Source organism: Thalassoglobus sp. JC818 (assembly GCF_040717535.1).
GTDB lineage: Bacteria > Planctomycetota > Planctomycetia > Planctomycetales > Planctomycetaceae > Thalassoglobus.
In genome coordinates this window covers 1-12,733 of sequence record NZ_JBFEFI010000004.1, presented here as the reverse complement: position 1 = coordinate 12,733, position 12,733 = coordinate 1, and the positions used below count along the sequence as shown (strand labels likewise).

Here is a 12,733-nt window from a genome sequence, read left to right as displayed (position 1 = left end):
TTCGAAGGAGTGAAAAGAGGGAACTCGAAGCAACTTTTGTTGAAATCTTTAGAGTGATTTCAATCTTCTTCAAAGTTGAAGCAAGACTGGGGCCGATTGTAACGATTAGGGAACTTCATCCCTCCCCTGAAACTGGTCAAACAAATGCGCATCCCGGAATGGATCACTTTTTCGATCTCCTGGATGATCTTGTCGCCACTCCTTTGCGCTCAGGACGATGACCCGATCGTCCCTCCTTTACCAATCCCAATCCTTTCTGATTCTGCTCCGATTGACGAGGTGCCCCCCGAAGCAATCCCGGCAGACACGACGCCTGCACCTGCTGCTCCAGTGACTGATGAGGATGCCCCCCCTCCCGTTACGCCGGAACAGGCAGAACCGCAGGAGCGACTCAATCTGACTGACTTCGAGTTCAAGACTCCGACTATTTCGGAGGCGATCGAACAGGAGACGAAGTACCCCACATTACACTGGAGCGGCTTTCTTCAGCTCGACTCAGGGTGGGTCGTCGCGGATGAAGAGACCATCGATATCGTAGGAGATATCTCTTCGCAGTTTGGCTTGCGACGTGTTCGCTTGAGAGCTGGAGGAAGAGTCCGCGAGAATGCTTCATACGTCGTCGATCTTGACTTCGCAGCGAGTGGACATCCGAGCTTTCGGGATGTCGCACTCATTTTTTCTGAAGTGCCTGTGATTCAAAATATCGAGGCGGGTTACTTCAAACAGCCTTACGGAATGGACGCTGAGTCGAGCGGCCGTGAACTGCTTCTCCTGGAACGGCAGTCTCCGTTTGCTATGACCCCGTTTCGCCAAACGGGAATTCGAGCTTTCGGGACGTTTCCACATAAGTCCGGGACATATGCCTTCTCCGCGTATCGTTTTCCCACGAATGCTTTTGGTGTTTCAAGCGGAAACAACGGGGGCTGGGGACTGGCAACGCGAGAAACTTTGCTGGTGGTCGATCGGGAGGATTTTCTGATCCATCTTGGTGGCGGATATACCCTCATTGACCCATCGACTGATGAACTTCAGTTTTCATATGAACCAGGATTCTTCATTGGAGATCCTGCCAGCCCGGATTCAGATTCGGTGCCTCAGTTCGTCAACACGGGTGAAATTCCGACGCGTGTGGCGAACTACTTCAATACAGAACTCGCTTTCCAGTGGAAGTGCTTTCGCGCGCAAGCTGAATACCGTTGGACGGTCGTGAATCGGATCGACAATTCCGCGGTTCGGTTTCATGCTGGCTATTTGCAGGCGGGGCTGATGCTGACGGGAGAGCATGCGATCTACAACAGGAGTCGCGGGATCTTCTCCGGTGTTCTCCCGAAGAGAGATTTCGGAGATGATGCGGAGGATGGTTTTGGAGCGATTGAGTTGACCGGCGGACTTTCGCACATTGACTTGAACAGCGAAGACATCATGGGAGGGTCGATGACCAATTTCGTAACCGGAATCAACTGGTACTTGAACGATCATGCACGAGTGGTCGTCAATGTGACTCCGGTCAATCTCAACAACGACGGGATTGAAAACGCACGCAGCCTCTTCTTCGCGACTCGACTGCAATTCGAGTTCTAGACCCAATACATGGTTGCTGAGTGATCCTCGGGCGATGAGTCTTCAATTACTTGCCGATCGATGCGTCTTACCCCGCGGATTTTTTCGTGCCGCCTTTCGAGCCAGCGACCATTCTCAATCTCGCTTCTTTCTCAGCGATGCCTTCGGCGGAGATGTTGTGGACCACCCGTTGAGCAAGGTCGTCCATTTGCATCACGATCGAATCGACTCGACCGGACAAATACATGTAAGAGATGAGCGATGGAATCGCGACAATCAGGCCAGCTGCTGTCGTGACGAGTGCCAGAGCAATTCCCGATGCCAGCTGGTTGGTGTTTCCCATAGCTCCTGAGACAGCGATTTGGTTGAACGATTCCAGCATTCCCCAGACCGTTCCCAGAAGTCCGATGAGCGGAGTCACTGTTGCGACGCCATTGATCACGCGCAGGTGCTTTCGGAGCGCACTCACCTGTCGTTCGCCGCCGTCGATAATGGCTTGCTCGACTTCGACACTCGGCTTTCCCCACTTTCGAACGCCATGGGCGAAGACAGTCGCGACTGGTGATCCGTTCTCCTCGCAAATCTGAAGCGCCTCTTCGCGATCGAGTTCCCCTTCGTCGAGAAGCTTCAGGAAACGAAGAACGAACGGTTTGGGAATGACCCGTCCCCTTCGCAGCACAACGACGCGTTCGGTGGTGAACCAGACAGCGATCAACGTCGCCAGCGCGAAGGGAATGATCCAGTATCGGAGGGAGAGAAAGATCTCGAGAATGTTCGTAGGCAGACCGCGACTGGGGGCGGCCGTATCGCCTTGGGCTACATCGCTCTGCTCGATCGCGTTTTGAGAAGCGGTTGCGCTGTCGATGTCAGAAGCAGGAACAGGAGTCAGCTCGACTTCCTGTGCGTGAGCGGAGTTCGCGAAGAACGATCCTGTGAACGCCAAGGCGATGACAAGGCAGAGCGTGGAGTGTTTGGTCTTGCTCAATCCGAGCCCGCCCGATCGAGTCCAATTGTTCAGGAACGACACTTTCTCCATTACTCTTTTTCCGACTTGAGTTCGGGGATGGCTTGAAGGATTTGGTCGATTTGCGTTTGTGCTTCGGGAGCGTACTGGCTGTCCGGAAATTCGTCGAGCAAAGTTTGATACGATTTTAAAGCCCCTTGCCACTGCTTCATGGCTGCGTCGCTTCTTGCTGCCTGGAAGAGTGCCGCTGCTTCATAAGTGGGTGCATCATACCCAGCATAAACCTTGTAGTATTCTTTGAGTGCCAGTTCGAAGTTTTCCTGCTTGAGAAACGATTCCGCGATTCGGAACTGGGCTTCCGCAGCTGTTTCGGTTCCTCGTCCGGTTGGGGAAGAGACGATTCTCAAATAGGCTCGGCGTGCGTCGTCGAAGCGTGCCTGTTGTTCGTAACTTTGACCGACGAGAAGTTCCCCTCGTTGAATCGCACTTGTCATCGGATCGAGACTTTGCAGTTCTTCGATGGCGGCGCGGAGTTCTTCGTATTCTTTTAGCCGCAACGCACTTTCCGCGTACAAAATCCAGACTTCCGCCCACCAAACCGGGGCATTGTCCAACTCTTGCCGAATTGAATCTCGAAGCGTATTGAGTTGTTCATAAGCCTCGGCATTGGCTCCAGTTTGCAATAGAGCTTCGCCAATTCTGTACTCTGCATACTGGGAGTGTGAATTCATTGGGAATTCGTCTCTAAGCATGCGTGCTGAACTGAGCACAGTTTCCCAGTCTTCGCTTTCGGCTGAGAGGTCTGTCATATGCACAAGCGAGCGGCGGCGAACGAATTCATCGGCGTTTGGATCAGCGAGAATCGTCTGGAAGGCTTTGATGGCCTCAGCTGACTGTTCATCAAAGCGTAAGCTCTCCGCGAGGATCAAGCTGGCATCGTCAGCGAGTGGGCTATCGGGACGCTCTTGAACGAGAAGCTGATAGAGCTCGTCGGCTCGTTTGTAGTCGTCCGCGTTGTAGTTCACATCCGCCCATTCGAAAATCAGTCGGTCAAGTTCTGACTGCTCTTCTGCTGGACGCGATTTCATCTGATTGAAGGCGACTTGATAGAGCTTGTTTGCGACATCAATCCGCTCGAGTTCACGAGCGACACGTGCTCCGCTCTTTGCGAGCCGGTAAATGTTCTCTTGTGTTTCTTCGCTGAGCTTAGAGAAGTCAGCCTCCTGATAGGCTGAGACACCTTCCTCAAACGCCAGGAGTGCATTCTCGAGTTGCTCTGCGTTTCGCAGGGCCGTCGCTTGCATGTAGAAAGCGTGAGTCTTGAGTTCATCAACTTTGTCCGCGAGATCGGCGAGCGCGGCGAACGAGTGAGCTGACTCTTCAAATTTCTCCTGCTTGAAGAAAGCGTGACCCAGTCCAGAATAGGCGGATCGGGCAGCATCATTGTCCTGATTGCGGGAGATGACCATTTTGAAGAATGACTCTGCTTCTTCCCATTCCTGAATCTCGAAGGCGGTGTCACCTGCGGCGATTGCGAGCCGACTCAGTTGTCGATCTTCTTTGTCAATCTCTTTGAGTTGTTGCAGAGATTGTCGGACGATTTGCCATTCATGATGCTCGGTCGCAGCGACAATCAGCCCGGTCAGACCGTTCATCCGTTCGGCGTCGGACTCCGCACTGTCAATGACGTCTCGGAATCCCTGCATGGAATTCGGGAAGTCATCGAGTCGCAAGCGAGCGTTGGCCAGTAGGAGATGAGCATCGTGGACAAGTTCATCTTCCAGCGGTGTTTCACTCTTTAAGAGTGCGGAGATTGTGTCGATGACTTCCTGGTTCTTCTCGAGTCGTTCGTAAGCGCGTGCCAGTTGGAACTGTGCGAGTTGCGATGTTTGCGGAATCGTTGACGTCTCAGCGACGCCACTCAGGAGTTCAACTGCGCTGTTCAGCAATTCCTCACGCTGAGCTGCTTCGACCATGGGAGCGTCGCTGCGAGCGATGAGCACTCGTCCGGCGAGCAGTTGTTGCACCATACGTAGGCCGCCTTCGGCATAACTTTGATTGAACACCAGATTCAGAGCTTCTGCGCGTTCGAGGTCTCCGAGTCGGAAGGCTGCCTCGCATGCGGAGTGAACGGAATCGTCGGCGTACTCACTGTCTGGCCAGTTTTGATAGACCGTTTCAAATTGTGCGATGGCGACGTCGAGGTTTCCGAGTCGCAACGCGGAGTCTCCCCACTGGAAGTGAAGATTCGGGGCGAGAGCTTGCTTGGGGTTGTCGTTGAGTGAACGTGAGAAAACTTCGACGGCCTGTTCAAATTCGCTGAGCGATTTGTAACTCAATCCGGTCCAGTAGTCTGCGTTTTCTTTTTGTTCCGGCAGCGTTTGAGCGATCTTGAATTGTTCGATCGCTTCTTTGAATTGTTGTTGCTGGTAGTGAGCGTATCCGGCATTCAAAGAGGCGAGAGGGACCAGTCGATGGCTCGGGAAACGAGAGCCGACTGCTGAGAAGGCTTCGGCTGCGGCGCTGTAGTTTCCGGCTGCGAACTGAGCAGCTGCGAGGTTGAAGAGAGCATCGGCAGCTCGCGGATGAGTCGTCGAGTTTGAGATCTTCTGATAGAGCTTGTTCGCTTCTTCGGCTTGTCCATTCGCTTCGAACGCTCGAGCCAGGCTGTACTCGGCGTCGTCCTGAAGTTTACCGCCGGGATAGTTGTCCAGATAATACTGAAAGGCCTTCACAGCTTCGGTTTGCTCACCGCGACGGAATTCCACTTCGCCGAGATAGATGATGGCCCACTCTGCGAGTTCGTGGCTGTTGTAAGACTTCAGGAATGCAGTCAGTTCGGCCTTCGCTCTGTCGAGGTCATTGACGAAGTAGCTGCACTCGCCGATGCGGTACATCGCCAGCGGACGATCAGAGGAGTTGGGAGAATCTTTGAGGAAGCGTTCGAATTTCGCTCTCGCATTCTGAAAGTCTCTCAGGTGAACCAGCGACTGTCCCCAATAGAGATGGACGACCGGCACCCGATCGTGCGTGGGGTATTCGGTCACGAAGGTTTCGCATGCGTCAGCAGCCAGCTTCCAGCGCTGCTGCTTGTAGAACTCGATGGCGAGATTGTAATCGGTGACTGCGTCCGCGTACGAAAACAGCGGTGTCATCGCGATGAGAATCAGGCAAGACAACCATTGTTTCAACTGGATTGGAACACCGCCGTATTGTGAGCAGGGAGTTTGACTCATCATCTACCGGATGTGTTGTCGAATGAGGAGAAGTGCGGAGTGGGAGAGCGCTGAGTTGCGAATGGGACGGACTCCTTTCCGAAACGTGATTCCTCACCCATGATGGAAGTTGCGATCTGGATAGTTCATCTTACCTGTCCCAATTGGAAACCGACAAGTGGGCGCTCGAATTGGTTGGTTGGAAAATGCAATCTTCCTGCCTCTCGAAGAGTTGCCGTTCTCCAAAACTACCTAAAATCCCAGCATCCTCGACCTGTATTCTCGAAGCCGAGATCGAAGCACAATTCGCTCTGGCGGGATGGGTGTTTCAAATTGAATCTCAATTTGCAGGTTGTCTTTCCAACGAAGGTGAGAGTCGTCATGATCTCGGAAGATGTCATTTGAGTCGCTTCGACGCATCGCTTTACTCATAGACGTACCGAGAACAGACGAGGAAATTCCCGATCGTCGTGTGAAGCAGAACGTTTGTTGTTAGTTGTCGAAAACTCTCTCGTTGAGCGCTTCAGCATTGCAGGCAGGCACAAAGCAAGACCATGGACGAACGACTTATTCGCGGAAGTTGGATACTTCTGGCGATCGCCTTTGTGGTGACAGCAGTGCTTTACGTCCCGTCGACGCAGTTGCAATACGATCAGACAATCGAGTCACTCTACGATCCCAGCGATCCACTTCTCGTTTCCTATCTGAGAAACAAAGAAGCATTCGGCGGGGATGAGTTTCTGATCGTCGGATTTCCTGTCGACGATCCGACCAGTTCGGAAACTCTCGAAGACATTCGCCAACTGGCAGACGAACTCTCGGCCGTTCCAGGAATTCGGTCTGAGAGCACACAGGATCTGGAAGCCACGCTTAGAAACGATCGAGCCAGTGGGCTGCTTCGCGTGGCGATGCGATTGAGAGCGGTCGAAGAATCCATTCTTGATCTTTCACGTCGAGTTCTCGTCAGTGACGACGATCACACCGTTTCAATCATTCTGAGGTTGGAAGACGCCTCAACTGCAACTGTTTCACGAGGTGAGACTTTTCGACAAGTCCGCGAGATTGCAGCGAATCACTCACCTGAGACGGTCGTCGCTGGCGAACCGCTGCAAATCTTTGAGACCTTTCAATACGTCGAGCAAGATGCCTGGGTGCTCGGGTACGCTTCATTCATTTTGCTGTCACTGGTCATCTTGTTTCTATTTCGAAGTCTTCGGTGGGTGATCCTGCCGTTGATCATCATGGAAGTCGTGTTGATCTGGACGAAAGGGATGACCGCGCTGACGGGAATTGATTTGAGCATCGTCAGCTCAATCGTTCCGTCGCTTGTGACCATTATTGTCATTGCGACGACGATGCACGTCACACTTGTGTATCGTCGATACCTCCTCGAGTTCGACCGGGAGAAAGCCTTTCGTCTGACGGAGCAACATCTCGCCCGTCCGATCTTCTGGACGTGCGTCACGACTGCGGTCGGTTTTTTCTCGCTCTTCAGCTCGAGTATTGTTCCGGTGCGAAGTTTCGCAGTGCTCATGGCGACTGCTTCGCTTCTAATTCCGATCGTCTGTGTCTTGATCCTGCCGGGAGGAATGCTTTTAGGACGAGGCCAGTACACTCCCGAGTCGCCGCCTGAAGAAACCAGAATGGTGGCAGCGCTGACGCAAATTGCTCACTGGGCCAACCGACATGCCAAAGGGCTGTTCACGGCAGTCATATTAGTGGCAGTGTTTTCCGGAATCGGGCTGACGCGATTGAATGTCGAAACGGACTTCAGCAAGAACTTTCGAAGCAACAGTTCCATCGTTCAGGCGATCGAGTTCTTCGAGACACGTATGGGCGGTGTCGGAACCTGGGAAATTACATTCACCGCTCCGAATGAACTCGATGACGAACTGCTCGACAAAGTCCGCGATCTGACCGCGGAACTGAAAGAGATGGTGAGCGACGACGAATCCGGGCTGACGAAAGTGATCTCTCTGACGGACGGACTCGATCTGGTCCCAAAGATTCGTGTCTCTTCCGGCCGGGAAGGGGGCGTCTTCTCAGTCATCCCCAGATTCCGAACGCCCACCTTGGAAGAACGACAAGAGTTGCTCGATTCACTTCAGCCTGAAATGACTCCCTCGCTCTATCGAGCTGATCTCGGGCAGATGCGAATTCTTCTTCGTGCTCGCGAACAGCAGTCGGCCGAGGTGAAACTCAAGCTGATCGAAGAAGTCGAGGAGGTTGCGCGTCAGTACTTTCCCGATGCCAGAGCTTCTGGGCTGTACGTCTTGCTGGCCAATCTCATCAAGAGTCTGCTTAACGATCAGTTGCTCAGCTTTGTGATCGCAGCGCTCGGAATCACAGGAACAATCGCGTTTGCACTGCGAAGCATCAAGCTAGGACTCATTTCGACGATCCCGAACATGTTCCCGATTCTCGTTGTCATCGGTGCGATGGGATGGCTCGACGTGCCAGTGAATATCGGAACCGCCATGATCGCCAGCGTCTCCATAGGTCTCACGGTCGATGCCACGATTCATTACATCTTCACTTATCAACGACAGCGACGAAGCGGGCACGATCACGAAACTTCGGTCGTCAAAGCTCATACCGAAGTCGGGCTCGCCATGGTTTTGGCGACGCTGGCACTCGTCGTCGGGTTCAGTGTTCTGATTCTCTCAAACTTTGTGCCACTCGCGGACTTTGGAATTCTGGTCAGCGTCGCAATGGCAGGTGGGCTGTTGTGCAATCTATTCCTGCTCCCTTCTCTGCTGAAGATCTTCGTCGCAGATCCAGTCACGACCCAAGACGAAGAGGCCGTTTCCGAAGCGGTCGAGTCAGTCGCCTAAGACGATTCTCTTTTTATCCGGGTAGCTGTTGCTTCGACGAAGCGGCGCATGTTGCACTTTTGCAACACGGCAACTCCACGTGTGGGATCTTGGCAACACGTATGATTCATCAATTTTCGACAGGGCAAACCCTGTGAAGTGAAGAACGGTGAAGAAAACGGGATAGAACGCACGTTTGCAAAAAAACTCGGCAAAACCGGTTTGCTTGGCACTGCATATGTTCTTTCTGGGTTCCGATGAGATTCGTCGCGTCTTGCAGCGACACTGAATCTTCCCACTCAACTCTTGACCTCCAAGGGTTCTCAAGGAATCCAATTATGACTTCGTCCTCCTCGCTCATTTGCTGTCCGTCGGAGACTCGACTACATCGCATTTGTGCATCCATATCTACCGGTCAGACTGTGCTTACGACGACAGAATTGTCGAGCGTCTTGACGTTACTCACAGAGAATGATGTCAATCACCTGATCATCGATCAGTCCGCCGGGACAAGTGAGAAAGAAGTCGCCGCTGCACATGACTTGCGATCTCGGCTGATCACTTTCCTGAAGAAACACAATCTGAATACACAAGTCTGGGAACTCGTTTCTGTCGACGAAGCACGACCTGCTGTCGAAGTGACAGCCTTCGACCGATACGTCGCTTATGAACGGCTCGAAGATCTCGTCTCCGCCTACCTCGCGAAGCTGGCAGAATCTGTCGACGTCACCACCAGTCGGCCCAGCGAATCGGTCGAACTTCCGCCGGACTCTTCACGACTGACACCAGTCTCTGACGCGGAGATGGAAGTCTTCGACGGAAACATTCCACTCGTGGAAACGCGATCTCCACAGTTTCGGAAGATGCTGACCGACCTCGAGATCGCTGGTGGTCACGACGTCGCCATTCTTCTGATTGGAGAAACCGGTTCCGGAAAAACTCATCTCTCTCGGATGGTTCATGCCCGCTCGCCCAGAAATGACCAACCCTTTCTGCACGTCGCGTGTGGAGCACTGCCACGAGATTTGATTGAAGGCGAACTCTTCGGCCATGCCAAAGGAGCGTTCACGAGTGCTCATGCCGATAAGGAAGGAAAGTTTCTGGCGGCCAGACGGGGAACAATTCTACTCGACGAAATCGATGTTCTTGGCCCGGATCAGCAGGTCAAGCTTCTGCGAGTCATCGAAACCGGCGAGTTTGAGCCGGTCGGTTCGAACCGAACCCACGTCTCGGAAGCTCGTCTCATTTTCGCGAGCAACCTGGATCTGGAACCACTCGTCGAGCAAGGCAAGTTTCGCCCCGACCTCTACTACCGCCTCAACATGATGAAGTTTGAGATTCCTCCACTTCGAAAACGGAAGATGGACATCATCCCGCTGAGTCGGTTGTTTATCCAGAAGTTCCGAAGCAAACATGGAATCCCAGTCAGCAAAATTGACGATGCGGTTCTCGACGCGCTGTTGGGCTATCCCTGGCCCGGAAATGTCCGCGAACTCGAACACGTGATGCAGCGAGCGGTGATCTACTGTCGCGATGGTGTTCTTAAGCCCGAACATCTCCCGCCCCACCTGCTCAATGGTCAAGTCGGCCCCACCAACGATCCTTCCATCCGACTCGGAACGACGAAGCCAGCCGCCGACGAAAACTCGCTGGGCCAGCAAGTCGCTGTCAGCGAGAAGGAGATCATCGAGCAAACTCTTTATAAGAACAATTACTCTCGAACCAACACCGCCAAGGAACTCGGCATCAGTCGCGTGACTCTCTACAATAAGATGAAAAAGTACGAGATGCTCAAGCCGTCTCAGTCGAACAACTGACATCGCCCGGGGATCTGACGAATTGGAGTCGAGCCCCTCTGTTCGCGAGATGCATAAAAAACGGAGTTTGTGAAGCAAATGGATTCGATCTACCGGAAGCATGGAATTGTGTTCCAATATCCCCAGGGGTGGGAAACGATGGAACAGCAAACTCCGGACAATGATCTGACAATCACAGTCAGCGACGGGGCGGCGTTCTGGTCGATCACTCTTCTTTGGGAACGTCCCGACGTGGAGCACGTTCTCAATGAAGCCCGCTCCGCTCTCGAAGAGGAATACGGGGAAGTCGAAACAACCCCTGTCACAACAACTCTCGGAGACCGGGAAGCAGAAGGGCTGGATCTGAACTTCGTCTGCCTCGAACTGATCAATTCCGTCATCTTGCGGGCTGTCCGCACGGGCCGGTTCACCGCTTTCATCATGGCTCAGCTCACCGATCACGAACGCGAATTCTATCGCCCGACGTTCGATGAAATCACTGCCAGCCTCGATCTCGACGACGATGGAGATGTCATCATCTCTTGATGCTCACCGTCGAAAGAACGCAACTCTCAGTAGCAGCGAACGTCTTGTTCGTTCGCGAATCTCTCCGCCGCTTCACTCGATGACGCAGCCGACAAAGCGACGATTTCTGACAGATCGATTGCGAAGACCGCATCGGGACAGGACAATTATGCCGATGCTCGCTATCTCTTCGAGAGCATTTTTCGTTGAATTTGCAGCGTTCCTCATCAGCAAACGCTGCATTCATCGAGAGTAGCGAGTTCAAGCAAGTTCATAAGTTTGTATTGAATATCGAAGCGGAGAGATTGTGATGAATAGGAGTGCTTATTTTACCAAAGTGCGCAGCTACAGCCTGGCAATTCTTGCAGTCTTTTCCGGGCTCATTCTCTCAGCGAGCGGATGTGCCGAGAAACAGGCCGAGAGTCCGAATGCAGCCACCGAGCAAAGCAACTCGGAAGAGTCAGCTACCGAAGAGCTGACAGCAGCAGATCGCGCGCTCATTGAAGCACAAGTCGTCTGCCCGGTCGGTGGAGGCGAACTCGGAAGCATGGGGACCCCGGTCAAAGTCATGGTCGAAGGCGAACCCATCTTCATCTGCTGCGAAAGCTGCCGCGAACCACTACTGGAAACTCCAGACAAATACCTTCCACGCATCGAAGAAGAAAAACAAAAACGCGGACTCTCCACGCCCCCCTCAGAAGAACAATCACCCGAAGCAGACAACGAATAACAGCTACCAAGTTTGTTGTGTTCAACGCGGATGAAGGAGATTCTCCGCCTGTAGATTCGTCGTACTCTTGCGTTTTGTCTTGTCGCGAGGACTCTTAGGAAACCGTCTGGTGATCATGTACATGCTAGACAGGGTAGCATAGTAAACGAGAATTGAATGCAGTGGAATGCCCACGTAAGCAAGGGCAGTACAGATCAATTTCGTCAATTAACTGCTATGGCCGAAAGCAGTTACGCGCTTTCCTTAGGTCGAAATCAATAAATGGGTTGTGTTTCCTTGTCAACTATAGCAATGATGGGCGTATTTGCTTGGATAAAAGAGGGCCCGTATGTCTCGCAGCAAAAAGATGATGGAGAAGAGCGTTTCCGCGGCGCTATCCGCGATTGAGGTGTACAACAAACCAACGTTCGAATATCGCGACGAGACATTTGCGAACTTGTTGATAAACGCTTGGGAGTTGCTGCTGAAGGCGCGCATTCTCCAGTTGAACTACAACAAGATTAAGTTCATCTACGAGCTAGAATATCGGAAGAAAAAGAACGGAGAGAGGTCTAAACGGAAGTATCCAAAGCAGAACCGATCAGGAAATAAAATGACCATCGGACTACGGAAGGCGATGAACAAACTTAGGAGCGAGACACCTCCGCTTCCCAGTGAAGTAGCCGAGAACTTGGTACTCTTAGAGGAAATCCGGGACAACTCTGTTCACAATCTCAATACACATCTCGGCCTGAGTGCGCGGGTGCAAGAAATTGGTACGGCAAGCCTTCGGAACTTCATGATCTTAGTTCAGGAGTGGTTTGACCACGATCTTAGCCGGTACAACTTCTTCTTAATGCCGATGTCGTTTCACCACGAGGCTGACATTATCGAGAGCTTCTCGGTCTCTCCTCCAAACAAACAAATGAAGAATATGCTCGCCTACCTCGCGCATGCGGAGAGCCAATTCCCATCAGACGAAAAAAAAGAATTCAACATCACCTTAAGAGTAGATACGAAATTTGTCCGCTCTACGACTGACGAGGCAATGAATGTCCAGTTTTCGAACGATCCAAATGTGCCAAAAATAACAATCACAGAGGAGGAGGCCCTTCGCCGCACTCCATTGCCTTACAAGGAACTTTTAGAGC

Annotated in this window: 8 protein-coding genes; 6 read left to right on the top strand and 2 right to left on the bottom strand. The window is 52.5% G+C overall.

The window, feature by feature from the left end; all coding sequences use genetic code 11:
- The first annotated feature begins 144 nt into the window (after positions 1 to 144).
- Positions 145 to 1,581 carry a porin gene (locus tag AB1L42_RS11185; protein ID WP_367054875.1) on the top strand — a complete coding sequence of 479 codons (1,437 nt, stop codon included), beginning with the start codon at positions 145 to 147 and terminating at the stop codon, positions 1,579 to 1,581.
- Between the two features lie 67 nt (positions 1,582 to 1,648).
- Here AB1L42_RS11185 and AB1L42_RS11180 read toward each other — a convergent pair whose 3' ends face one another.
- Both AB1L42_RS11180 and AB1L42_RS11175 read right to left on the bottom strand, forming a co-directional pair.
- Positions 1,649 to 2,596, bottom strand: a complete 948-nt coding sequence (locus AB1L42_RS11180) for a MotA/TolQ/ExbB proton channel family protein (protein WP_367054872.1) — start codon at positions 2,594 to 2,596, stop codon at positions 1,649 to 1,651.
- Positions 2,596 to 5,763 carry a tetratricopeptide repeat protein gene (locus tag AB1L42_RS11175; protein WP_367054869.1) on the bottom strand — a complete coding sequence of 1,056 codons (3,168 nt, stop codon included), beginning with the start codon at positions 5,761 to 5,763 and terminating at the stop codon, positions 2,596 to 2,598. The genes AB1L42_RS11180 and AB1L42_RS11175 overlap by 1 nt, the downstream gene beginning before the upstream one ends.
- 530 nt (positions 5,764 to 6,293) lie before the next feature.
- Between AB1L42_RS11175 and AB1L42_RS11170 the strand changes: the two genes are divergently transcribed.
- The 5 genes from AB1L42_RS11170 to AB1L42_RS11150 form a co-directional block, all read left to right on the top strand.
- Positions 6,294 to 8,573, top strand: a complete 2,280-nt coding sequence (locus tag AB1L42_RS11170) for an MMPL family transporter (RefSeq protein WP_367054866.1) — start codon at positions 6,294 to 6,296, stop codon at positions 8,571 to 8,573.
- 401 nt (positions 8,574 to 8,974) lie between these two features.
- Positions 8,975 to 10,369: a sigma-54 dependent transcriptional regulator gene (locus AB1L42_RS11165; protein ID WP_367054863.1), complete on the top strand. Its 1,395-nt coding sequence runs from the start codon at positions 8,975 to 8,977 to the stop codon at positions 10,367 to 10,369.
- A gap of 78 nt (positions 10,370 to 10,447) precedes the next feature.
- Complete coding sequence (locus tag AB1L42_RS11160) at positions 10,448 to 10,894, top strand: hypothetical protein (RefSeq protein ID WP_367054860.1); 447 nt, start codon at positions 10,448 to 10,450, stop codon at positions 10,892 to 10,894.
- A gap of 289 nt (positions 10,895 to 11,183) precedes the next feature.
- Positions 11,184 to 11,603 (top strand): hypothetical protein, encoded by a 420-nt coding sequence (locus AB1L42_RS11155; protein WP_367054857.1) that lies wholly within the window; start codon positions 11,184 to 11,186, stop codon positions 11,601 to 11,603.
- Positions 11,604 to 11,931: 328 nt separating this feature from the next.
- Positions 11,932 to 12,733: DUF3644 domain-containing protein (locus AB1L42_RS11150; RefSeq protein ID WP_367054854.1), on the top strand; the 802-nt coding region annotated here is incomplete at its 3' end.